This is a genomic window from Bacillus solitudinis (assembly GCF_002797395.1).
GTDB classification, from domain to species: Bacteria; Bacillota; Bacilli; order Bacillales; family Bacillaceae_D; genus Halalkalibacter_A; species Halalkalibacter_A solitudinis.
On the sequence record NZ_KZ454943.1, the window covers coordinates 3,289,135 to 3,314,429 of the forward strand.

The window sequence follows — 25,295 nt, forward strand, 5'->3', positions numbered from 1 at the left end:
TGTGCCATGCTTTTTTTGGTACATTACTTTTAAACAAAGGAGTTTGTATAACGATGAAAAAGAAAATGAACTTATCACCTATTTTCTTTGTCGGTCCCCATGTCATTTTATTTGTTATTTTTATTTTGTTACCATCGATTTACGGTATCTATGCATCATTCACAAAATGGAACTTAGTAAGTGATCCCGTTTGGGTAGGGATGGATAACTATAGAACGATTTTATTTGACTCGGATTCGACCTTTTACCGTCAATTTTATAATGGTATGAAAAACACTCTAATTTTTGTTCTTTTAAGCGTGCCATTGATGATTATTGTTCCATTATTGATTGCGGCTTCATTGGAGCATAAAGATGTGAAATTTAAAAATCTATTTCAGACACTTATCTATTTACCTGGATTAATATCCATCTCAGCTGCTGCGCTTATTTGGTCATTAATATTTAATAAACAGTTAGGAGTAGTTAGTAACGTTTTCGGTTCTGAACCTGTTTGGGCGGCAAATCAACCCTATGCTTGGATTATAGTTATTGTGATTACCATTTGGGCTGGAATTGGTGGAAACATGATTATCTACCGTGCCTCTATTAATGGTGTTTCAGAGGATTTGTATGAATCAGCAGAAATTGATGGTGCAGGACCAGTCCGGAAATTCTTTAGTATTACGTTGCCTTCCATTCGTTTTCCGTTAATCTATACCCTCGTTATGACAACGGCTGGTGCTTTTAATGTATTTGCTCAACCTCTAATGATGACAGAAGGTGGACCGAGACAAAGTACAACGGTTTTGATGATGTATATTCGTGATTTAGCTTTTAGTCATGGTGAATCGATAGCTGGTATTGCTTCAGCTATGGCAGTGTTGCTAGGGTTAGTTATTTTAATTATTTCAGCAATCCAATATTATTTAATGAACCGTAATGCTGTTTAAGAAAACTATAAGCTTGATTGATTAAGTGGAAACAAGAAAGGTAGGCATAACCAAATGTTAAAAAGTATGAATGTATCAAAGTATTTAGCATATTTTTTTCTGATTATTGTAAGTGCGATTTGGGTTATTCCTGTTATTTTTGGAATTACCACATCATTTCGTTCTCAAACAGAGGTTGTCAATGAAGGTTTCAGGTTATTACCGGTTAATTGGATAGTTGATAACTATGTTAGTATTTTAGAAAACACATCAACGGCACCTATAATGCAGTGGATATGGAATTCTATATTTATTGCGACAATTCATACCCTATTGGTGGTTGTGGTAATTTCTATTACAGGATATGGATATTCACGTATGAATTTTAAAGGTAGAGATGTTTTATTCTTTACATTGTTGGGGATTTCTTTCTTCCCTAATGTTGTTAACTTAATCCCTTCTTATAAAATTATCGATATATTAGGTTGGGTTAATACGCCTTGGGCGATGATCGTTCCCGGGTTAGCGGGAATGGGGAATATATTTTTAGTAAGACAATTTATGAAAGGTATACCAAAGGAATTGGATGAGTCTGCTCGCATAGATGGTGCGAGTGATTTTGTTATTTTTTCAAAGATAGTATTACCATTAATCAAGCCTATTTTAATTGTATGTGGGTTATTTTCCTTTGTGGGTTCATGGAATGATTTCCTTTGGCCGGTTATTGTTTATACGGATGTACAAAAAATGCCTGTTACAGCGGGTTTGCTTTTATTACAAGATGTTTATGGAAACTATCGTATGATTGGGCAATTAATGGGTTCTGCAATATTAGCGATTATTCCAACGCTATTACTGTTTTTCTTCGCACAAAAATACTTTGTTCAAGCAATAAACTTAAATGCAGGAATTAAAGGATAAAAAACTCTTAAGTTGTTAAGATAGAAACCATAGTATCTTTATTAAGGGAATGATTCAGGTTGGAAAAAGTGAAGAATATGAGTAGAGGTCTAGAGAGGAAATTATTAATAGTAGGTTCAGTTTGGAACTTAGTTACATCCCTAATAACAATATTCAGTTACTATACTTGGTTTGAAAAAGAAGGTGTCCAAAGACTAGAAAATACTGATTTAAATACGATGATAGCTGGGTCACATATGATAAATAATATCTTACAAGTAATTTTAATGTTTGGATTAATAATGTTTGTTGGTGCTATCGTAACCTTTCTTATCGCAGTAAAAATGAAAGATAATGAAATTCAATACAAAGTATTAATTTGGATTGGAATATGGGGGATTGTTCAATTATTCTCTATGGATTTAATAGGTTTTGCTATTTTTTTAATTGCATTTGTTGTATATTTAGCAAAAAACAAAGCAATTAGACTTGTAAAGATGGCACAAGTTGCTTAAATATTATGTCTTTTATTCCAAACTAAACTTTAGGTTTTATCCGCTGCCTTGTTCAAGGGCAGCGCTTTTTTGTTAGAATAGTAATAACTAAATGATTGAACGGTTTAAAAATTCGATAAATCTAGGTTAAAAGAGGAATTCAAATAATGAACGAAGAAGAGTATTGAGAACTTTACGAAAAAGTGGTAAAAATAAACGGTTGGACTTTGGTGAATTAAAGTATTTCAGAGGGAGTTAAAATTAAGAAAGGGGCCAGACGTTCAGGTATCCTGCCCGACATTGGTATTATCACCTAAAAATGATACAGGAGGTGCATCAATATTTTTAAGAGAGCATCCTTGATTGGATTAATAGCAGGCATTTCCTCGATTTTACTATGTTGCAATTTTACTATTATTAATTCATATAATAATCCAACTTTAGCAGGGGCGATGCCATCTCCATTTTTATTGTTGTTTCTACCCGCAGCTTTAGCAATTTTCTCCTCATTAACGTCAAATCAAAAGTTGATGTTCACTTCTTTCTTATGGTCATTACCAATGAGTTTCTTTATGGTGGCCATGCCAGATATCTTTTCACTGTACGGTCTTATAAGTATTTTTTATTTTGTTAGCTTTTTAATCATGCGTTTCAAGAGTTTTGCTTGAAACAACTCGATGTAGGCTTGAAAAATTAGAACAGGGTGTTACGAAAAAAGTGACTTAACAGAGTTAGTTGCTGAGACCCAAATAACTAATCCTGCATCTTGCAAACTTTTAGAAAAATTAGGAATGGAAATAAAACAAAGCGTAGAAAGGTTTGGGGGAAATCAGGCGATATATTTTTTGGGAAACAAAAAAAGCAATAAAAAAGCAAGGCTAATCCATTAACTATGAAATAATTAATGGCGTTTCTGCGAAAATTTTCTTAATTAATTTGATAGAAAAGGGGGCCCATGGTATGGAGTTATATATGATAGGATTCTATATGAGCGTTCCGTTCTTTTTCTTTCTGTATTTTATCATTACTTTTGCCGTACGTAATGGAATTGATAAATCCAATGAGATTCAAATTTTGAAATCTGAATTAAGAGAGTTAAATAGTCGAGTTAGAAATATAGAAAGTGAAAGTATACAAAAAGGACGGCGTGTAGATAAAAAAATATAGGACATCAAATCGAACCTTTTCCCTAGCATGCCTTAGATTATGCAAGGTCGATGGCTTATGCGTTGCAAGGGTTAAAGGATACAGGTACACCAGATCGTCAGTTAGTCAACGCGATGTTGAGTTCTTTAGTCCAGAGAATTCTTATCTGGCAAAAATGGCAGAGGATTTGAAAGATGAAGTAGCTAAATTTAAGCTTTAAGTTAAATTAATTAAAAGGGTCTCCTTATAAAGCGAATTAATAGGTATGTAAATTGGTTTATAATGGTACAATAGAGGATAGGTATTTACAAAAGTTTCATACATGAAGGGGATTGGATAGTTTGAGTCATAACGATACAAAAGCAGCTTTACCTGAGAATTTCGATCAATTAAAAAAGTCGATTAATAGGACGTCTAATTGGAGAGAACGTTTAGACGCAGTAGAAGAATTGGGTCAGTACAAAAGTAGAGAGACAATTGAATTATTAAAGTATAGTATGGCAGGAGACTCTGTTTATAAAGTTCAAGAAGCGGCTTACCGTAGTCTGAAAGCTTTAGGTGAGGATGTTACAATGCCAGAGCGAAAGAACGAAGATCCAATTAAGGGAACCAAAAAAATTCTCATTCGGATCAAAAAGAGTTTACCTGAAAATCATTCTTATAAAGACTTCAAAGAAAAAGTGAAAAAGACGCGTGTTGATTTATATGACACGTATGAAGGCGAGAAAGGCATTGATTTTGATAAATGGCTAGAGGAAACGTGGTCAAACCTATCTACTAGATAAGAGGACCGAGGTCGATTACTCTTATGGTAAAGTACGAAAGCTCCAGTGAAATAAGGAAGCCATTAAAAACCAAAGGCCATTGAAAAAGGTAAAAATGTGAGGTCACTGAAAAACCCATTGAAAGCATTTCGAGGAAGAAGTAATGACTCCGCACGTTGCGCGCCCTGCTATGAGAACCCCACTCATAGCAGGGTTTTTCTTTATGAAGCAACGGCCGTGCTCATTGCCCCTGAAATTATTAGGTTTTTTTTGATTTTAAGGGGATATATGGTAAAGTTATTTTTATGAATTAATAGTAGTTTGAATATTTATTAAGTTATTAATCTAGAGAACCCTCAATAATTTTCATAAAGTATTAATTAATACAAGATGTTATACTCAGAGTATCTTATAGTCGGCAACTTTTATTAGAGATAGCATGGATTTTTTACTGTATTTTTTATTTAAACAGTATATTTAATTTAAATTCTTTTTTTAGGAGATGAACACTTATGAGAAAGTATGAGATAGAAGACCCGATTGTTATTAATGAACTCGCACAAATAGGAGAAGCGATTAGCAATAACAAAAATAAGATAGTGACGGCAATATCGGATTTAACGAGAGATGATAATGAAAAAAGTAGACCACAGGGACTTGTAACAAACGATGAGATATTTAAAATTAGACATGAGTTTGTGGAAATGTGTGCAAATGTTTTTAGAGGCATAAGAGGTGAAATGTCGATTGAAGAATGGGCGAATGCGCTAGCATCTTATGCAATTTCCAAAGGTGTAAGTCTACCTGGAATACTACCAATTACAAAACATTACCGCAAGGTTTTATGGGGAACAATAGAGGATTGGACAGAGGGAAAGGAGGTTCTAAGTAAAACTATATTTACTGCTTCTTTTATTTTAAATGATCTTCTTGATGAAGCAATTACTGTCTTTTCTATAGCTTTTAATACCTATCAGGAGAAAAAAATCAATGAAAAAAACGCATGCATCAATGAAATTTCAGCTCCTATCGTTCCAATAACAAAAGATATTGCAATATTGCCCCTTATTGGGATATTAATTGAAGAGCGTGCTAATGTTTTAATGGACACCACAATTAAACAAGTTGTTAACTACAAGCTAGACCTCATCTTTATCGATCTTTCTGGAGTTTCTATCATAGACACGTTCGTAGCAAGCAGGCTATTAGACTTTATGAATACGTTGAAAATATTAGGGGTGACGCCTGTTCTAAGTGGTCTTCGTCCTGAAATGTCACAAACGATTGTGTCTTTAGGAATTAATTTAAATTCGTATAAAGTAGTAAGTAACTTAAGACAAGCGTTAAGTGACTATGGCGCTCTTGATAAAACAAATTAATCTTTTTATATTAAGAGAACCTGCAGATGATTATTCTGGAGGTTTATCTTTTTCTATTAGCTTAAAAATAGAACACGGTTTAGCATTTATCTCGATGATTAGTATGTTATTTGAATCTATATAGACGATTGAACAAATTTAGAGAGAACGCCTAATATAACTGAGAAAAGTCTTCATGAAAAAGAAAATTAAATGGAACTTTGATTAAATGATTGCAAAAGGGATTATTCAAAAAGGGTTAATAGGGATAGTAAGAGCTAACTTGCTAATCCCTATTCCTCCACTTAATTTTTCGAAATTCAAGCATTGCACCTAAAACGATGTTATCTCTATCGGGGGCTTGAATATAGGCGTTTTTAAATTCCTGTGTTCCGTGCTACCAGTAAAAAGTTCAATAGCAGGGGGTAACGTGCGAGCCATTTAGCACCCTTTTCTTGCACTATTTAATCTAGCAGATTATTATTCATTCTCTAAATCACCTGCAGGACCAAAGAACTCATAATGAATTGATTCCGGTGCTACGTTCCATTCCTTTAAGGCTTTGTTTATTACTTTCATAAACGGGAAAGGACCACAGAAATAAAAATCAGCTTCGTTACTTTTTAAAGTGGATTGCAACCAGTTAAGGTCAATATGCCCTTCTTTATCATAATGTATTGTTTTTTTGTCGTCCTCAGTAGGTGATTCATAACATAATAAGTAGTTTATTTTCTCAGATTCATTTGCTAGGTTTGTTACTTCTTCTCTAAGTGCATGATAAGAACTGTTAATGGCTGCATGAATAAATGTAGCTTCTCTTTCCGGGAATTTTTCTGCTAATGTTTTTAGCATGCTAACAAGTGGCGTTTGTCCAACACCGCCACTTATTAGGACGACCGGACGAGTACTTTCTGTATTTAAAACAAAATCTCCAGCAGGCGCTGTAAGCTCTAAAGTGTCACCTTCAGCGATCTGATTGTGAAGATAGTTTGAAACGATTCCCGCTGGTGCTTCTCCTCGTTCATCTTCGCGTTTCACGCTAATACGATAATAATCTTTTCCTGGTGCATCAGATAAACTGTATTGTCTGATATGAGTGTACTCTTCCCCATCAATGACAACCTTTACTGAAATATATTGACCTGGTTGAAAATCAGAGATTTCACTGCCATCCTTTGGTTTTAGGTAGAAAGATGTAATCACATCACTTTCCTTTACCTTTCTAGCAACAACAAACTTACGTAATCCTTTCCAACCACCTTTTTTATTCGCTGCTTCATTATACATTTCTTTTTCGACAGATATAAATACATCAGCGATGAGACCATAAGCCGCGGCCCATGCATTAATAATATCGTCTGTTGCAGCATCGCCTAAGACATCTTTTATCGCAGCTAAAAGATGTTCCCCGACAATTGGGTAGTGTTCAGCTTTAATGCCTAAACTTCGGTGCTTGTGGGCAATTTGTTTTACAACTGGGATAATTACTTCAAGATTATTAATGTATTTTGCGGCGGCATAAACTGTGTTAGCAAGTGCTTGTTGTTGTTTTCCTTGTTTTTGATTGGCATGATTAAAAATGTTTAGAAGCTCTGGATGATTTGTAAATAACATCTCGTAAAAGCGATTTGTTATTGTAGCACCATGTTCGGCAAGAACTGGTACCGTCGATTTGATGATTTCAATGGTTTTTGGACTTAAAGTGGCTGTAGTCATGAGATAACCTCCAATGTTTTAAACATGTATTTAAAATACATGTTTATTAAACCACTTAAGATTTTTCAAAGCAATATATAAAATACATCTTTTGAAAAATAGACATATTTGAAGCAATCTAACACGACAAATGAAAAAGACACGAAGGGGTGCTTTCCCTGCATGTCTCTTTATCTTTTTATTTAAGATATTTTTGTAATTCGTGAAAGATGATGTTGTATTCAAGATGGAATCAGATTGATTCTAATTCATCTAACTTTAGGTAAGTACACGTAAAGTCGGTGCCCCATCAAGTATAATTCAAGAATCACTTACAAATAATGAAATAACGCCAATGTCCAAGAGGCATAACAGAAAATTGAAGAGTGAGGTACACCCTCAAATGTACTATCCATATATTACAAGCGAGGATTTTCATCGTATCTTAGTGACACTACTTTTGTATAGTCACCTTTTTTAACTTCTTCGGGAGTGGCGCTTTGACTTAGCTCTTCATCATTATCCATACCACTGGCTATTGTTGGCTCCTCAACATCATGCTTCCTTTTTCGCTCCATCTTCATTCATCCTCCTCTTATCGCTATCGTTATTAGTATGCTAAGGTTTATTGTAAAACATAAGTGGAAATATTAACTTAAAAAAGTAAAAAGGGTAGTGACATAAGGTTAAACCTCCTATGACACTACCCCTATACACAAGTACTACCCAATAATTACTTGCTCTTTCGGATAGTGATAGCTTTCTTCGCTTAGTTTACCTCTTATGATGAATAAGAAAGAGAAAATTCCAATTCGGCCGACAAACATCAGAATAATTATAATCAGTTTCCCTGCTGTACTCAACTCGGGAGTAATCCCCATGGAAAGTCCAGTTGTTCCAAAAGCCGAGCATACCTCAAAAATAATTGGCATCAGTGGGAACGGTTCAATTATCGATAAAGTAATGACTGCTGTACCACATATAAACATAGCCACACTCATCACGACAAAAGACTTCATCACATCACCTGGGTCAAGTTCTCTCCTAAATACTTTGACCGTTTGACGTCCCCTAGCAAAAGAGAAAATAGTTAGTAAGACAATAGCGAATGTCGTTGTACGGATACCGCCTCCCACACTACTTGGTGAGGCACCAATAAACATCAAAATGCTTAACACGAGTAATGTCGGGATAGAGAACTCACTTATGTCCATCGTCGCTAAACCGCCATTGCGCGTTGTTATCGATTGAAACATTGAGTAGTATAAGGTTTGATGCCAATTCATATCCGAAAAGAAATGTCTTCGTTCAAGCAAGTAAATAAGAAGTGCGCCGATAACAGTCAAGCTAAAAAATGTAACTGTTGTAATTTTAGTGAAAAGTGAAAACTGATACCTCTGACCTGGCCCCTTTTTTAAAAATTCCTTAATTTCAATTAAGACAGGGAAACCAATCGCGCCGAGAGTTAGTAGTACCATATTAATCGTTTGTACATAATAATCATTAGCAAAAGGAATTAATGATTGACCGGTAATATCAAAACCTGCGTTTGTCGTCGCACTCACGGAAGCAAAGAAGCCCTGTAAAAAGGCTTCCTGCCATGATGGGAAATACCTTAGAAAGTATGTGCCCAGCAAAAGTGCGCCGATTGCTTCGATGATTAAAATAAGCGTCAGGATTTGTTTCATTAAGTCAACGAGTCCAGAAAACGTTCCACGGTTTTGATCTGTCATAATTAATTGTCTTTCTTTTAAGCCAATTTTACGACCGAGCATTAACCAAATAAATGTTCCGAGCGTCATGATACCAATACCACCAAATTGAAGAATGAATGCTAATACAAAAACACCAAAAGTATTAAAGGTATCAGCAGTGGAGACAACCGTTAATCCCGTCACGCTAATCGCACTTACTCCTGTGAAAAAAGCATCGATAAATGTCCATTCAACTCCAGGTTTATGTGTTAGTGGTAAACTTAGGAGGAGTGTAGATATCATCACTGCCCCCAAATAAAATAAAACGATTAGTTGGACTGAAGTCAAATTAATTTGATAGGTTTTTTTAGAAGAGTTCATTTTCCTAAATTCCTTCTTCCTCAAAACGCTTTAAATCACGTTTGGGGCCGATTAAAATAATAATGTCATTTTCATAAATTAAGTCGTCAGGAAAGGGTGATACATTTACGCTTTCCCCACGTTTAATCGCTAAGATGGTACACCCGTATTTCGCGCGAATATCCAGATCAATCAAGGATTTGTTTGCAACTTTTTCAGTTGCAATTAGCTCAACGATGCTATATTCATCCGATAATTCAATGTAATCAATAATTTTTTCTGAGACGAGATGCTGAGCAATTCGTACACCCATATCATATTCAGGGTGAATAATCCGGTCAGCACCGATTTTTTCAAGCACTTTGTGATGATAGTGATTTTGTGCTTTAACCCATACATTTTTTACCTTCATTTCTTTTAAAAGGAGTGTAGTTAAAATGCTTGATTGAATGTTATCACCAATGGCAACAATCACATTTTCAAAATTACGAATACCAATGCTTATAAGTACTCGTTCATCAGTGGTGTCAGCCACTACTGAATGCGTTGAGACGTTTGCAAATTCATTTACTTTATCTTCATTCCTGTCAATTGCCAATACCTCATGCCCCATCCGGTAAAGTTCTCGACAAACAGAACCACCAAATCGTCCTAGCCCAATAACTGCAAACTGTTTTTTCATTGTTTTTCTCCTTTATTTACACCAAAAAAACCACTCCGAAGAATGGTCTAATATCGCAGACCTTTCTCTCGATAGAAAAGCAACGCTTACGAGGTTAGCTGTCGGATTAGGGATTTGAGAGTACCCCTTCTTATCTTCATAAGATTCACCCCAAGATACAAATTATGTACCAATTTGGTTCCCCCGCTCAAAAAGATTCAGCGACTAAAAGGTGTATAGTTGAATACTGCTCTAATTTACTCCTCTATTTTTGATACGTCAATAGGTGAGATGATAAAATTAAATGTGCAGTGTTTTAGGAAACGTACTAAGATCCCTTCGAAGAAAATACAGTTCCTTTCCTTATCCCTTATTATTACAAATTCAGAATAACATATGGTGCCAATGTAGGATAAAACAAAGATATTTCCTTTTAAAAAGATGCGGGAATAGCGTGCACATAGTATAAAAGCATGATAAGATTCAGTAAAATAATAAATTTTTACCTTTATAAAGGAAAAATCGTTGAAAGACGATGACTCAAAGCCACAGGTCTAACGTTAATACTACGACGGCTGGGCTACAAAGGGGAGAAAATAATTGGATAAAGCAATGGATTCATCGAATGAATTACCTCCGCAGAGAGCTGAGGATAAGATCAATATTTTATTAGTGGATGATCGCCCAGAGAATCTATTAGCGCTGGAAGCAATTATTGAACGGGATGATTATCATTTAGTAAAAGCTTATTCTGGAGAAGAGGCTCTAAAATTCTTACTAAGATATGACTTTGCTGCGATATTATTGGATGTTCAAATGCCCGGTATAGATGGATTTGGTACGGCCAAAATCATAAAGGCTCGTGAAAAAACAAAAAATACCCCGATTCTTTTTATCACGGCCAATAACATGGATTCGGATCATATATTTACTGGATACTCAGCAGGTGCTATTGACTATTTGCTAAAACCGATCGACCCTATTATTTTAAAAGCAAAGGTTGAAGGATTTGTAGAAATGTTCAAATTGAATCAAAGATTGATTCAACAAGCTAACATTTTATCAGAAAAGAAAAAGGAATTAGAAAAAGCTAATCTGGAACTATTTCATACTACTTCTGAGCTACGTATTTCAGAGGCATTAGCCAATGTAATTAGTGAATCATCCATTGATTCTATGTTAATCCTTGACAAGGATGGCTATATTCTTAAAGTTAATCCAATGGTTCAGGAAATGTTTAAATATACTCCATCCGAAATTTTAAATGAACATATAACCTTGTTATTTTCTAGTGAGAAGGCTCAAGAGTATATTACTAATATTCTAGAGGTAATTAGCAATATAGAGAATATAGTCGGTTATGGGAATTTGAAGGAACTCACTCTTACACGCCTAGACAAAACGACGTTTCCTGCTGAGGTACAAATCGGAAAACGGTACGTCCAAGGGAAATGCATCGTTGCCTGTACTATACGTGATATTACGAAAAAGAAACAGTACGAAGAAATGATTACACATATGGCTTATTATGATAGTTTAACAGATTTGCCAAATCGAAGACGATTCAATGAGCAATTAACTTCTACATTAAACAAGGCAAAGCAAGATAATCAATCTTTTGTGACTATGTATTTAGATATGGATCGTTTTAAATACATAAATGATTCACTAGGTCACATTATGGGTGATAAGTTACTAAAGGAAATTGCTAAAAGATTGAAAGAATCTGTACGTGATGAGGACTTTGTAGCGAGGATAGGTGGGGATGAATTTAATATCATTTTACCGGATACGAGTAGAGAGAGTGCATTAGAGGTTGCAGAGAATCTATTGAATGCTTTTAAAAAACCATTATATATTGACAATTATGAATTATTTATCACCACATGTATTGGAATCAGTGTATTTCCTTATGATGGGGAGGATTCACAACTATTGATGAAGAGTGCGGATGCTGCATTATACCGTGCAAAAGAACAAGGTAGAAATAAGTATAAGGTGTTCCATTCTGGGATGAATATCCAGTCATTTAGAACATTTATTATGCAAAATGATTTGCGTAAGGCGATTGAACATGAGGAACTAGCCCTTGTCTATCAACCCCGTATTGATATTGAATCTGGAATGATTAGTAGTGCGGAGGCGTTATTACGTTGGAATCATCCAAACTGGGGAACTATCCAACCTTTAGAATTTATACCCTTAGCGGAAGAAACAGGTCAAATTGTCGAAATTGGTGAATGGGTTCTTAAATCAGTTTGTGAACAATCTAAAATGTGGCAAGCAGCTGGATACTCTTCAATACGTATAGCTGTAAACTTTTCCGCACAACAATTTTTACAAAAGGATTTAGTTGATACCATCAAACGTATACTAACAGAAGCTAAGGTGACCCCAGAGATGTTGGAAGTTGAGATTACAGAGTCTGTTATTATGGGAAATGAAGAGCTTATTACAAAAACCCTTAAACAATTACGAAAAATGGGGATTTGTATAAGTATAGATGATTTTGGTATCGGATACTCATCACTCAATTATTTAAGACGCTTTCCGGTTGATACTCTAAAGATAGATAAATCCTTCATTCAGGATATTTCAAATAATAAGTTTGATAGCATAGCCCTAATATCAACGATTGTTTCATTAGCCCATAGTTTAAAGATGGACGTAATTGCAGAGGGCGTAGAAACAGAAGAACAGTTGAATATTTTAAAAGATCATCAGTGTGAGGTAGTTCAAGGTTATTTATTTAGTCCGCCCGTTCCACCAGAGGAATTTGAAAAATTCTTGTTAAAAAAACAAGAACTTTCCGATTTTGATATTCATTCCATCACCAATTCTGATGCGAATATTTTGGAACTCGCTGTTGAACCTGACATTGGCCAAAATCAGGATATTCTTAATGCAGCATTACATCGGACTAAAGAATTACATTCTATATCTAATCGTGAAATGGATGTTTTTTCGTTGATTGTTAAGGGTTTAACAAATAAAGAAATTTCAGATCAATTATTTATAAGCGAACATACCGTTAAAAATCATATTACACATATTTTTCAAAAACTAAACGTGAGTGACCGCCTCCAGGCGATGGCGATGGTCTATCAATCCTGTATTGAAGAAGGTAGAAATCTCTCTTTAATTAAAAAGAAGTCCATATAACTATGAAAAATTCACTACAGGGAGCAGCAGGAATGAAAATTAAAACAAAATTATTACTGGGACTTAGTGCATTGCCTATTCTTATATTACTTCTTACAATTACAGATTGGTACCAGCTTAAAAGTCTTAATAAAATAAGTGATTCTGCCCAAAGGGATTATGAATTGTCTTTTTTAACTGAACAAATCTATCGGGATGTTAAAGATGAAGCAATTAGTTTAAGGAATCTTGTCATTTTCGATGATGAAGTCGCAATTGAGAATGAATTAACTATATTACAAATGAAAAGCGATTCTATTAAAACCAATATTTCTTTACTTGATAAAAATGTGAATACATCAGAAGAAGCGGAATTACTTGAAGATATTAAAAATATCAATGAAAAGTATGGTCACTATAAAGATAATCTTTTAGAACTCGTAGCAGCTGGAAACAAGGTAGAAGCAATTGACTTAATGAACATGTACGGCCACCAATTTCAAGCTGATTACACTGAAATCATTTATGCAAATATAAACTATTACGAAACAACCTTAGCTTCTTCTTTGACTACGATGCTACAAAATTTCAAGCAACAAATATTAATTGGTGGTCTCATTGCACTCATTGGTATTCTTGTACTTGCAGGTTTTATGATTCGTACCATTTGGGCGCTCGTTAGACGATTAAATAATGTCTCTAATGTTATGAAAAGTGTTGCAAATGGGAATGCAGATTTGAGCACAAGGGTTGAAGTAAAATCAAATAACGAGATTGACGAGGTCGCAAAATCATTTAATACAATGGTGCTGTCTTTAGAGAAACAAATAAATAAGGAGCAAAGTTTAAATTGGAGTAAATCAAATATAGCAGAGATTACAACAAGTTTAAGTGGTTTACATGATTTAGAATCCTTATCAAGAACATTTCTTTCAAAAATAGTTCCTTTAATGAATTCCGCCCAGGCGGTATTTTATGTGAAAGACGCGGGAGAAGAAAAGAATGAACCGCTTTTTAAGCTACTTGCAACGTATGCTTTTAAAGAAAGAAAGCATCATTCTAATACAGTTGCCTTAGGTGAGGGGCTTGTGGGCCAAGCAGCCCTTGAACAATCACCGATTATCCTAACTAATGTTCCCTCAGATTATATCCGTGTAACATCAGGTCTTGGTGAAGCCCCACCGCTAAATCTATATGTATTACCTATCAGTTTCGAGGGGGATGTAAAAGCCGTTTTAGAACTAGCATCCTTTCATTCGTTTAGCTCGGAGCAGCAAACCTTGCTAGAGGAAATGGTAAGTGGTCTTGGGATTATCCTTGACAGTGTGATGGGAAGAATCAGATTAGCTAGATTGCTAGAGGAGTCACAGCAATTAATGGAGGAAGTCCAAGCCCAATCTGAAGAATTACAATCTCAGCAAGAAGAACTTAGAGTGACGAATGAGGAGTTGGAAGAGCAAACCCAATCACTCAAACATTCAGAGGAGAAACTTCAGGTTCAGCAAGAAGAATTGGAACAAACCAATGCTGAGTTAGAAGAAAAGGCAAAGAACTTAGAAGAGCAGAATAAAAAGTTTGAGCTGACGAATAGGGAAGTAGAAAGAGCTAGAGCTGAGCTTGAAGAAAAAGCAAGGCAGCTTACATTAAGTTCAAAATATAAATCAGAATTCCTAGCAAATATGTCACATGAACTTCGTACACCATTAAATAGTTTATTAATCTTATCTAAATTGCTAGCAGATAACCATGAAGGGAACCTCTCAAGTAAACAAGTTGAATATTCTAAGACTATATACTCTTCCGGTAATGATTTATTAACTCTCATTAATGATATCCTAGACTTAGCTAAAATAGAATCGGGAAAAGCTGAAGTGAATCCAAGTAATGTCCATTTAGAAGATTTGGTAGCTTTCGTTGAAAAAAGTTTTAGACCGATCGCAAATGAAAAGAAGGTAGATTTTAATATCATTTTAAAAGATGAGCTTCCGCGTTTTATTTACAGCGATGAACAACGCTTACAGCAAATCTTAAAAAATCTTTTATCAAACGCATTTAAGTTTACCGCTGAAGGAGGGGTTACTTTAGAAGTTAGTAGCTCTTCCTCTAAACATCCTAACAAGCCATCTTTTTCGTTTTCAATTATTGATACTGGAATTGGTATTTCGAAAGAGAAGTTTGAGCTTATTTTTCAAGCATTTCAACAAGCGGATGGGACAACCAGTCGTAAGTATGGAGGGACTGGTTTGGGTTTATCTATTTGTCGAGAGCTTTCCTCCCTTTTAGGTGGAGAAATTGTAGTAGAAAGTGATGAAGGGAAAGGGAGCACTTTTACCTTTTATGTAAGTGATTATAAGGAAGATAAAGAAAAGGATAAACAAGAGCAATTAAATGAAGTCGCCGCAACAAACGAAAAAAACGTGGAACATAAACCCACGGATGAAAGCAATGCGACTAAATCGATAGCCTCCCAATCTTACGAAGCAAATAGTAATATTAAGAGACTATTAATTGTTGATGATGATGTAAAACACCGCAATAGCTTAATGGAACTCATTGGTGATAAGAATGTCATTTTAAAAGCAGTATCTACTGGTGCCGAGGCGATTGAGCAGTTGAAAGTTAATCAATTCGATTGTATGGTCTTAGATTTAAGATTATGTGATACAACGGGTTTTGAATTACTTGAAAAAATAAAAACAAACGTTGATAATGATAACCTAAAGATATTTATATATACTGGTCGTAACTTAACTTCAAAAGAAGAGCTTCAATTAACGAAGTATGCACACACGATTATTATAAAGGATGTGCATTCTCCAACACGTTTAAAAGATGAACTTGAACTATATTTGAATACAAAGAGTGATAAAGAGGAAGGTTTAGACCAATCTGAAGTAGAACAACCGGAATTAATGTCAGGACTTGAAGGTAAAAAGATTCTTCTAGTTGACGATGATATCCGCAATGTTTATGCGTTATCAAGTATTTTAGAGCTTTATGGAATGAAGATAACATTTGCAGAAAATGGAAGAGAAGGACTAGAAATATTGGAGAGAGACTCTACGTTTGATTTAGTATTAATGGATATCATGATGCCTGAAATGGACGGGTACGAAGCGATTCAACGCTTAAGATCTCTCCCACAATTTCATCAACTACCTGTCATTGCTTTAACAGCGAAAGCGATGAAAGAAGATCGAGAAAAATGTATCGAGGTAGGGGCTTCGGATTATCTCATAAAACCAGTTCAACCTACTAAGCTCATTTCTTTAATACGAGTATGGCTTCACCAACAAGAAGGATTTTCATAAATGAGGTACAGGATGAATGAATATAAAGATAACTCCAATGAGGATCTAGAAAAGATTGAAATCGATTTGCTATTACAAGGTCTATATGCTTGGTGTGGTTATGATTATCGAAATTATGCTTTTAATTCAATCAGAAGACGAATATGGTATCGGGTTCATGCGGAAAAACTCTCTAGTATAACAGGGCTTACCGAAAAAATTTTACATGACTCAGCTTGTTTAAAACGATTAATATCAGATTTCTCTATCAACGTTACGGAAATGTTTAGAGACCCGGTTTTCTTTTTGAATTTTAGGGAGCTAGTTGTACCAATTTTGCGAACGTACCCTTCTATACGAGTGTGGCATGCTGGATGTTCTACGGGTGAAGAAGTTTATTCTATGGCAATATTGCTCCAAGAGGAAGGACTTTATGATAAGACCAAGATATATGCAACGGATATTAACGCTACTGTCTTGAAAATAGCAAAATCCGGGTTGTATCCTTTAGAAAATATGAGAAAATTCACAAGTAATTATATCCAAGCGGGTGGTAAACAAGCATTTTCAGATTATTACAATGTAGTTAATAACAGAGTCCAGTTTCACTCAGACCTAACAAAAAATGTTGTTTTTGCTCAACACAATTTAGTTACGGATCGATCATTTAATGAGTTTCATGTCATTTTATGCAGAAACGTATTGATTTATTTTAATAACGCCTTACAACAGAAAGTTCACAACCTTTTCTATGAAAGTTTAGGGATGTTTGGAATACTTGGTCTAGGTGATAAGGAAACGATTGCTTATACAAATGAGCGAAATTACTATGAACAAATTAGTGCGAGTCAAAAAATTTACAAAAAAATAAAATAAACAAAATTTTAGGATGTATACCGTACTCTCAACATTAGATGAGCTGGTAGCATCCTTTTTTGTATGGATTTAGAAAATAGGAAGTCTGTTTAACAATTATCTTAAAAGTAGGAAGACATTCCTAGTGGAAATCAGATAATCTCTTACTATTTGATGAAAGTAGTACCTAGTAGGAATAATAGGATGCTTCTAAAATCATAAATTAGTAATAAATAAGAACTACAGGTGATATACGGCAAACAAGATTTATTGCAAAATGAAATTATCATAAATTATTCGTCAAACGCTAGTTGGCTATATGGCATTACATAAAGTGGGTTGAAGCAAGAACTTGAAAGAGGTGAAAAGATGGAAAAGGTGGTAAACATTTGGAAAAAGAAAAATACAGAACAGATATCTAATCTACGTATGTTTAATGATTTATTTACTAACCATCGTAATGTTGCATTTATTGTGAATGCTTCTGGTGAATTTATCGAAGTAAGCGGTGATACTGAGAAACTATTTGGCTACTCAAAGAATGCACTACTCTATTCATCTTTCACCAATTATATTTATTTTGTTGACCAAATCAAGGTAATAAAATACTTTAATGAGGCCCTAGACGGCACTTTAGAAGAAAAGGAATTTAGGGTTGTTCACAAAAATGGAGATATTAAATATATAAGTGTAACTGCTGTTCCTTCAACTATTAATGGAGAAATTTTGGGGATTTATGGGATAGCAAAAGATATTACTATCATAAAAGAAAATTTTGTTAATGAAAGTGAACGTCGTTTTGAAGCATTGATTCAGCATTCTACGGATGTCATTGGGATATTAGATTGTAATGGGTATATAAAGTATCAAAGTTCTTCTGTAAAAAAAGTACTAGGGTATAAACCGAAAGAGTTAATTGGCACGAATGGATTTGACATTATCTTTAAAGAAGATTTAAACATTGCACGAGATTTATTTTTTTCTGTTACAAATACTCCAAATTTAACAAAAAGTGCAGAATTTAGAATTAAAAGATCTGATGGTGATTGGTTGTATTGCGAGGTAACTGTAACAAATCTTTTAGATGATGACAATGTAAATGGAATGGTCGTTAATTATCGAGACATTACGGATAGGAAAAAGCATGAATGTTATGATTACTTAACTGGTTTACCAAACTTAGAGATGTATGAAAAACAACTTTCCGAAAAAATTAAAAGGGCATTCATTAATAATCAGAAACTAGCAATACTTTGTATTGGATTAGATCGCTTTAGAAGAATTAATGAGAGTGTCGGGCGTAAAGTTGGAGATCTCTTATTACAAAGAGTATCCGAACGTTTGAAATTATGCATTGGTGAAGAAGCCCTGTTATTTAGACAAGGTGCAGATGAATTTTTCGTTATTCTTACTGATGTTGATAGAGAAGGCGTAGCAAAGGTTTCTGATAAAATTCTTCAAACATTAACAAACGTTTTTACAATTAATGGCCTGGAAATTTACACTACCGCTAGCATTGGAATTAGTATGTTTCCTGAAGGGGGGACCTCTAGTGAACACCTAACCAGAGATGCTGATATGGCCATGTATAAGGCAAAACAAAGTGGTAAAAATACCTACCGATTTTTCTCGGAAAGTAAAAATGAATTTAGAAACTCTTTAAAAGTAGAAATGGAGCTTCACCGGGCACTCGAACGGGATGAACTAACATTATACTATCAACCAAAGATAGATTTGAAAACAGGGAAGATTGTTGGTATAGAAGCTTTACTTCGATGGATCCATCCTATGTGGGGTGTGATTGCTCCAAATGAATTCATACCAATTGCAGAAGAAACCGGATTAATTATTCCAATTGGCGAGTGGGCGTTATATACGGCTTGCAAGCAGAATAAACTTTGGCAAGCGAATGGGTTTACAAATGTAGTGTCTGTTAATTTATCGGTAAGACAATTTACTCAATTGGATTTAGTTCATTCCATCACAAAAATTCTTGAAGAAACAGGACTCGAACCACAACTCCTAGAATTGGAAATTACTGAAAGTATGACCGCGAATATTGAACATACCATCACTACTTTAAATGCGCTGAAAAAAATTGGCGTAAAGATAAGCGTCGATGACTTTGGAACAGGGTATAGCTCACTCAATTATTTAAAGCAATTTCCAATCGATACAATAAAAATTGATCAATCTTTTGTACGGGAGCTAATTAATAATGCAAGTGATGAGATGATTGTTAAAATGATTATCTCAATGGCGCACAACTTAAACTTAAAAGTCATTGCAGAAGGAATTGAAACTAAAGAGCAACTAGATTTCTTACAGCAACATCTTTGTAACGAAGGTCAAGGATATTTCTTTAGCAAACCTAAGCCTGCAAATGAATTAGAGGTTTTACTAATCAGTCATGTAGCTAAAGATTTTGGGATTACTCAATTGGAGCAAGAGGGTTTACGGTCTGAAAAGACAAGCTTTTGGGATAAAGAAAAAAAGGATTCTTACTTGAAATCTGAAAAATTCAAGGTCATCAGTGAAGTTGCAGCATGTTTCGCACATGAAATAAGAAACCCAATTACCTCGATTAAGGGATTTATTCAGCTATTTGAGCAAGGATCTATTAAGGGTGACTATTTTAATCATATCTATTCTTCACTTAATTCAATTGAGAAGTACATTCAAGAAATTCTAGCGATTTCAAACCCAGGACCTCTTCAACAAAAAAGAGTCAATATAAAATGTTTGATAGATAATGTTAAGGAACAGATAGATGTGAAGGACCTTAAAAGAAATAATATCGATATTCACCAAGTGATTGAGCCTGATCTCCCACTGATTTCTTGTGATTCTGCACAACTAAAAAAGGTTATCCTTCATTTAGTTACAAATAGCATTGAAGCTATTGCAGGGAGGGGATTAGTGTGTATTCATGTGAAGATAGAACATTCAAACTTGTTAATAAAGGTTACCGATAACGGGATAGGGATGAGCAAGGAACGACTGACACATTTGGGAACCCCCTTTTTCTGTACTAAAGAGAAAGGAACAGGACTTGGTTTAATGCTATGTCAACAAATTATTTGGCAGCATAAGGGTCTGTTGCATATTAAAAGCAAAGAAAACAAAGGCACGATTGTAGAGGTTAGATTACCGTTATCTTAAAACAAATGGGCGTTTGGGGGAAAATTCCACTATAAACAATGAATTAAATTACGATATAACTACTAGAAAGATTAATTTAAAAAGTCTATGTAACAAAGAACAGTCTAATAGTCCTCTTTTTTTTAAAAGATATGCTTTTTGGCATAAGTATAGTAAAATAATATTAAATAAGTTATATAAGTAGTGGTAATAAGGTCCTGTTATAGAGATGAAAAATAGAATGGTTGTTAACAGTAAGTGCAAAATACCTATTAAAGGAGTTGAGATATTAATTTGCGGATAGTTTATTGGAGTAGCTTTCCGCTGAGAGCAGTAATAATTAATCAGTACCTACGATAATGGCAAACTCAATGAAAGTTGAGGACGCAAAGCTACGGACCTAAGGAGTTTTCTCTATGGCCGCCGGGTTACCGAAAAGGGTTGGCTATTAAAAGGGTTAAAGAACCCTTTACCTGTCCACCAATTTTTGGTGGGCTTTTTTAATACAAATTTATGGGGGTTTAAGCATGACCGTTAAATTACAGAAGGAATTATTAGAAACGCACGTTCGCGCTATTTTGGATTTGATTGGTGAAGACACAAATCGAGAAGGACTATTAGATACACCAAAACGTGTGGCCAAAATGTATGGTGAAGTTTTTGCTGGAGTAGGAGTTAATCCTGAAACAGCGTTAACGACCACTTTTGAAGAAGATTATAACGGATTGGTTCTTGTAAAAGATATTACCTATTATACCTTTTGTGAACACCACCTCATTCCGTTCTTTGGAAAAGCACATATTGGCTATATTCCAAATGGAAGAGTCGTAGGACTAAGTAAATTTGCTCGTCTGGTGGAGCTTGTTTCCCAGCGACCGCAAGTCCAAGAACGAATGACTCAACAAATTGCTGATGCTGTAATGAACGTACTGCAACCCGAGGGGGTTATCGTAAGTGTTGAGGGCCAGCATCTTTGTATGTGTGCAAGAGGAGTGAAAAAACCTAGTTCTTCCACAATAACTACCGTAAAAAAGGGCGTTTATAAAGAGAATGTCTCTTTAGCTGAGGAATTTGAGAGAGCACTTTTAAGAGCGTGATAGGGGGATTTTCTTATGCTTTACCTTTCTAGAAAATTATATTTTTCAGCAGTACATTCCTACCGTATTGATGAATGGAGCGAAGAAAAAAACAAGGCTGTCTTTGGGCCTTGTAGTAATCAAAATGGCCATGGTCATGATTATGCGCTAGAAGTCATGGTTAAAGGGAAATTAAATCGCGAATCAGGAATTGTCGTTAATATCACAGATATTGATCAGGTTGTGAAATCACTCGTTCAAGAGCAATTAGACGGTAGGTTTTTAAATAAGGAAAATTCCTATTTTATAGAAAACATTCCGACAACAGAAAACATCGTTTCATATTTATGGGACTCGCTTGATGGAGAAATTGCCCACTGTACACTTCATAAAATTCGTTTACATGAAAATGAATTCCTATATTCGGAGAAGGAGGATTCTTCAATGGTTCGATTAACAAGAAAGTACCATTTCTGCACAGCTCATCGTTTACACAGCGAATACCTGAGCGATGAAGAGAATGTCGCACTCTTTGGTAAATGTAACAATCCTTATGGTCATGGTCATAATTATTATTTGGAGGTTACTGTTAGTGGGAAACCTGATCCGGTTACTGGTATGATCGCAAATATTGCGGACATTGACCAAATTGTGGATCAAGAAATTTCACAAAGATTTGATCATAAACATTTGAATTTAGATACAGAAGAGTTTAAAGATTTAAATCCAACATCAGAAAATGTTGCTGTCGTGATTTGGGATTTGCTTTCTGATAAACTAGCAAATTTGTTCAAAATTGGTTTGTATGAAACAGAAAAGAACTACTTTGAATACTATGGATTAGACAAGGAGTAGGCAGATGGAAAAACAACTTGCAGGAAAAACAATAGTTATTACAGGTTCTAGCAAAGGAATTGGAAAAGAAACAGCCTTACTTTTTGAAAAATCGGGAGCAAACCTTGTACTCGGAAGCCGCAGCAATAAGGAAGAATATAAAGGGAATGTGTTGAAACTTCCTCTAGATGTTAGTGATGAACAATCTATAAAAGAATTTTATGATTCTGCGTTAATACATTTTAAAACAGTAGATGTCGTAATAAATAATGCAGGGGTTGGCATGTTTGATAGTGTCATCTCCTCGTCAACAGAAGACTTTGATAGGATGATTTCAGTTAATTTACGTGGAACCTATCTCATGTGTAAATATTTTGGAAAACATATGGCTGAGCAGGAAAAAGGCCATATACTGAACTTGGTTTCAATCGCAGGAAATACAGCTTTAGCTGGGTGTGGGGGATACTCGTCTTCAAAATTCGGTGCATTAGGTTTAACGAAAGTGCTGCAGTCTGAACTTAGACAAAAAGGTGTTCAAGTCACCGCTGTGCTGCCTGGTTCTGTAAGTAGTAGTTTTTGGGAAAATATAAATCCAAAGCCGGATATGTCAAAAATGATTCCAATAGAAACGGTTGCGAAACATCTGCTTTACCTAGTTAATCAGCCACCCGGGACATTTATTGATGAAATCACGATCATGCCTCCTTTTGGAATTTTATAGGAGGGATTAAATGAGACGGCTATTAGATAAAGTTTTAAAATTACCATCACAAGAAAACCTATTTGATATTCCGTCTCTTCCTTCTGACTTAACCTTTTCGGAATTCAATCAAAGAACCACAAGGGGCTTTCTTGCTAGAAAACTTAGTCAATATCTTGATTTAACTGACGAAGAGGGGAATAGGCTTTGTTATCAATCTTTAAGAGAATCATCATTTTTACAGTCTGATAATGATAGTGAATTCCTCCTTCAGTTGAGTGAAAAAATGATGAAATGGCATGAACAACAACAGGATGTTCAGAAGGAAATTGAAGAATTAGAAATAAAAAATCATCTAAAAAATGCTTTGTTAAAAGCACACGATATGCACAAACAAGACTTATTTCGTTCATCCTCACCTCAGTCAAACCATAAACAGGTCGAATCATTTAAGGATAAAGATATTACTGAATGGGAAATATATCGCGATGTTATCTTTGCTGCAACTCAAGGACAATTTTTACTTATTTCTGAGGAAGAGATTAGTAACTTTGCAACAGGAAATGTCTTTTGTGAAGGAACGATAAAAGAGCGTACCGATATACCATTGTGTCGTAATAAGGCGAAAGAAAGTTTAGAACAACTTGGATTCAGTAAAAGTAAGTTTGTCGGATGGTTGTTAGTTTTATCTGAAGCGATTACGAATACAATTAAACACGCTGAGGAAGGTCAAATGACCCTAATCAATGATGAGGAGAAGAATGAGGTTCGTTTTTTGATTAAGGATAAAGGACCAGGATTCCCATTGGAAGAGTTGCCAAAGAAAACGCTTTTGGCAGGGTATTCAACGAAAAAATCAATGGGACAAGGTTTTACATTAATGATGAAAATGGCCAAACAAGTACTATTATGCACTTCTTCAACAGGGTCAACTATTATTTTAGTCTTTGAAGCTGACAAGGAAAAGGGTGATTTAAGTGCTGGTGGGTAACGAGAAACAAACTGGTATCTCGACCATTAATAAAACTCTATTAACGGCCAATTTAATCGATGGGTTTTGGGAGAGATGGATAGTTCATGGTGTTGATAGATCAGACTTAGCTACCATGCGTTCGGCATATTTAACAAAAGAAACATGGGTGAGCGGCTGGAGAGAGATAGCTGAGCGAACGTTTTCAGAAGCTGGTAAATTGGAACGAATCAACAATCATAGGGAAGCTGAATACGCGTTTCGAACAGCAGCACTTTATTATCAATTAGTACAATGGCTCCTACCTGAACGAGAAGAGGCAAAAATAGAATGGTTGAATATAAGTTTAAGTGTATGCGAACTTGCAGACCGTATTTCTACTATAAAGACAAAATACGCTAAACTTCCAATAGAAAACCATTATTGCTTTGGAAGAATTCGGATTCCATTAAATCCAAAAGCCGTAATCGTCATTGTAAATCCTTTTGATTCCACCAAAGAAGAACTTTTCACTTATGAAATGGATTTTGTCAATAATGGATATATAACTGTTAGTTTTGATGGGCCTGGTCAAGGACAAACTTATGCTTATCAAGGTTTACTAGGATCAACTCTACGTTGGCAGCAGTTTATTGATGAGTTAATTGAGTACGCATATCTTCATTTTCCTGGTTTGAATATTCATTTATTTGGTACAAGCTCAGGAGCGTCGTGGGCTATTTATGGGAGTTGTAACCCTAACGTCTCAAAAGTTATTGCAGTGTCACCTGCGTTTATAAGTGAAGATAAACGTTTGCCTGACTATTTTATAGAAAGAACACGATACGTTTTAGAAAAAGGTGAAAATCAAATACTTCCATCTTTTGAACAATTATCTTTTCAGCATCCGGTTTACTTAATACATGGAAAAAAGGACGTAATGGTATCTACTGAAGATATTTATAACTTATATAAGGAACTGCCAGCAGGCAAAAAATTGATTGAATACGAAGATGAAGGACATTGTTGTAACTTTAAACTTCCTGAGATTCGTCAATTGGCAATGGAATGGTTACAAGAGGGGACTGTGGAACATGACAGTAGATAATTTAAGAGAAGTCATTTCGGAGATTGCTAATATTCCTTTAAAAGAGATACATGAACAATCTTCATTTAAAGATGATTTAGACATTGATTCTTTACAAATGGTTAATCTAATTTTGGAGATTACAACTAGGTTTGGTATTCAATTAACTAGCATTGAAAGCAATGAAGATCTTGCAACTGTTGGTAACTTGTATCGATCCTTATTGAGGGGATATTAAA

At 34.9% G+C, this 25,295-nt stretch carries 21 protein-coding genes and 3 riboswitches; of the genes, 17 read left to right on the forward strand and 4 right to left on the reverse strand.

What is annotated here, in order from left to right; all coding sequences use genetic code 11:
* The first annotated feature begins 53 nt into the window (after window positions 1-53).
* The 7 genes from CEF19_RS16150 to CEF19_RS16180 all read left to right on the forward strand — a co-directional run bounded on the left by CEF19_RS16150 (window position 54) and on the right by CEF19_RS16180 (window position 5,594).
* On the forward strand, window positions 54-932 hold the full coding sequence (locus CEF19_RS16150) for a carbohydrate ABC transporter permease (protein WP_100407001.1): 879 nt from the start codon (window positions 54-56) through the stop codon (window positions 930-932).
* Between the two features lie 54 nt (window positions 933-986).
* The gene (locus CEF19_RS16155; RefSeq protein ID WP_100407002.1) at window positions 987-1,832 is read left to right on the forward strand and encodes a carbohydrate ABC transporter permease; all 846 of its coding nucleotides are present in this window, start codon (window positions 987-989) and stop codon (window positions 1,830-1,832) included.
* Window positions 1,833-1,909: 77 nt separating this feature from the next.
* On the forward strand, window positions 1,910-2,326 hold the full coding sequence (locus tag CEF19_RS16160; RefSeq protein WP_198510302.1) for a hypothetical protein: 417 nt from the start codon (window positions 1,910-1,912) through the stop codon (window positions 2,324-2,326).
* Window positions 2,327-2,664: 338 nt separating this feature from the next.
* Window positions 2,665-2,973 (forward strand): hypothetical protein, encoded by a 309-nt coding sequence (locus tag CEF19_RS16165; protein WP_100407003.1) that lies wholly within the window; start codon window positions 2,665-2,667, stop codon window positions 2,971-2,973.
* Between the two features lie 292 nt (window positions 2,974-3,265).
* Window positions 3,266-3,472, forward strand: a complete 207-nt coding sequence (locus CEF19_RS16170) for a hypothetical protein (protein ID WP_100407004.1) — start codon at window positions 3,266-3,268, stop codon at window positions 3,470-3,472.
* 320 nt (window positions 3,473-3,792) lie between these two features.
* On the forward strand, window positions 3,793-4,236 hold the full coding sequence (locus CEF19_RS16175; protein WP_100407005.1) for a HEAT repeat domain-containing protein: 444 nt from the start codon (window positions 3,793-3,795) through the stop codon (window positions 4,234-4,236).
* A 491-nt stretch (window positions 4,237-4,727) separates the two neighbouring features.
* Window positions 4,728-5,594, forward strand: coding sequence for an STAS domain-containing protein (locus tag CEF19_RS16180; protein WP_100407006.1), 867 nt, complete (start codon window positions 4,728-4,730; stop codon window positions 5,592-5,594).
* Window positions 5,595-6,053: 459 nt separating this feature from the next.
* Here the strand turns inward: CEF19_RS16180 and hmpA are convergent, their stop codons facing one another.
* From hmpA to CEF19_RS16195, 4 genes are all read right to left on the reverse strand, one after another.
* On the reverse strand, window positions 6,054-7,289 hold the full coding sequence (gene hmpA, locus CEF19_RS16185; RefSeq protein ID WP_100407007.1) for an NO-inducible flavohemoprotein: 1,236 nt from the start codon (window positions 7,287-7,289) through the stop codon (window positions 6,054-6,056).
* Between the two features lie 398 nt (window positions 7,290-7,687).
* On the reverse strand, window positions 7,688-7,846 hold the full coding sequence (locus tag CEF19_RS23555; RefSeq protein ID WP_198510303.1) for a hypothetical protein: 159 nt from the start codon (window positions 7,844-7,846) through the stop codon (window positions 7,688-7,690).
* A gap of 144 nt (window positions 7,847-7,990) precedes the next feature.
* The gene (locus tag CEF19_RS16190) at window positions 7,991-9,343 is read right to left on the reverse strand and encodes a TrkH family potassium uptake protein (protein ID WP_100407008.1); all 1,353 of its coding nucleotides are present in this window, start codon (window positions 9,341-9,343) and stop codon (window positions 7,991-7,993) included.
* Between the two features lie 4 nt (window positions 9,344-9,347).
* Window positions 9,348-10,004: a potassium channel family protein gene (locus tag CEF19_RS16195; protein WP_100407009.1), complete on the reverse strand. Its 657-nt coding sequence runs from the start codon at window positions 10,002-10,004 to the stop codon at window positions 9,348-9,350.
* A gap of 68 nt (window positions 10,005-10,072) precedes the next feature.
* Window positions 10,073-10,217: riboswitch (cyclic di-AMP (ydaO/yuaA leader) on the reverse strand.
* Between the two features lie 271 nt (window positions 10,218-10,488).
* Window positions 10,489-10,571, forward strand: a riboswitch (cyclic di-GMP riboswitch).
* A 12-nt stretch (window positions 10,572-10,583) separates the two neighbouring features.
* Between CEF19_RS16195 and CEF19_RS16200 the strand changes: the two genes are divergently transcribed.
* From CEF19_RS16200 to CEF19_RS16240, 10 genes are all read left to right on the forward strand, one after another.
* The gene (locus CEF19_RS16200) at window positions 10,584-13,145 is read left to right on the forward strand and encodes an EAL domain-containing protein (RefSeq protein ID WP_100407010.1); all 2,562 of its coding nucleotides are present in this window, start codon (window positions 10,584-10,586) and stop codon (window positions 13,143-13,145) included.
* Window positions 13,146-13,177: 32 nt separating this feature from the next.
* On the forward strand, window positions 13,178-16,435 hold the full coding sequence (locus CEF19_RS16205; RefSeq protein WP_198510304.1) for a response regulator: 3,258 nt from the start codon (window positions 13,178-13,180) through the stop codon (window positions 16,433-16,435).
* 12 nt (window positions 16,436-16,447) lie between these two features.
* Window positions 16,448-17,290 (forward strand): CheR family methyltransferase, encoded by an 843-nt coding sequence (locus tag CEF19_RS16210; RefSeq protein ID WP_198510305.1) that lies wholly within the window; start codon window positions 16,448-16,450, stop codon window positions 17,288-17,290.
* Between the two features lie 348 nt (window positions 17,291-17,638).
* Complete coding sequence (locus tag CEF19_RS16215) at window positions 17,639-20,431, forward strand: EAL domain-containing protein (RefSeq protein ID WP_100407013.1); 2,793 nt, start codon at window positions 17,639-17,641, stop codon at window positions 20,429-20,431.
* 330 nt (window positions 20,432-20,761) lie between these two features.
* Window positions 20,762-20,846: riboswitch (cyclic di-GMP riboswitch) on the forward strand.
* A 91-nt stretch (window positions 20,847-20,937) separates the two neighbouring features.
* Entirely contained in the window at window positions 20,938-21,507 is a 570-nt protein-coding gene (gene folE, locus CEF19_RS16220) for a GTP cyclohydrolase I FolE (protein WP_100407014.1), read from the forward strand.
* A 15-nt stretch (window positions 21,508-21,522) separates the two neighbouring features.
* On the forward strand, window positions 21,523-22,341 hold the full coding sequence (locus CEF19_RS16225; RefSeq protein ID WP_100407015.1) for a 6-carboxytetrahydropterin synthase: 819 nt from the start codon (window positions 21,523-21,525) through the stop codon (window positions 22,339-22,341).
* A 4-nt stretch (window positions 22,342-22,345) separates the two neighbouring features.
* Window positions 22,346-23,041, forward strand: coding sequence for an SDR family oxidoreductase (locus tag CEF19_RS23560; protein WP_198510306.1), 696 nt, complete (start codon window positions 22,346-22,348; stop codon window positions 23,039-23,041).
* Window positions 23,042-23,051: 10 nt separating this feature from the next.
* Window positions 23,052-24,011 (forward strand): ATP-binding protein, encoded by a 960-nt coding sequence (locus CEF19_RS23565; RefSeq protein WP_198510307.1) that lies wholly within the window; start codon window positions 23,052-23,054, stop codon window positions 24,009-24,011.
* Window positions 23,998-25,077, forward strand: a complete 1,080-nt coding sequence (locus CEF19_RS16235) for an alpha/beta hydrolase (RefSeq protein ID WP_227522011.1) — start codon at window positions 23,998-24,000, stop codon at window positions 25,075-25,077. Before CEF19_RS23565 ends, CEF19_RS16235 begins: the two co-directional genes overlap by 14 nt.
* Window positions 25,064-25,294, forward strand: a complete 231-nt coding sequence (locus tag CEF19_RS16240) for an acyl carrier protein (protein WP_157800979.1) — start codon at window positions 25,064-25,066, stop codon at window positions 25,292-25,294. The genes CEF19_RS16235 and CEF19_RS16240 overlap by 14 nt, the downstream gene beginning before the upstream one ends.
* The last annotated feature ends 1 nt before the right edge of the window (window position 25,295 follow it).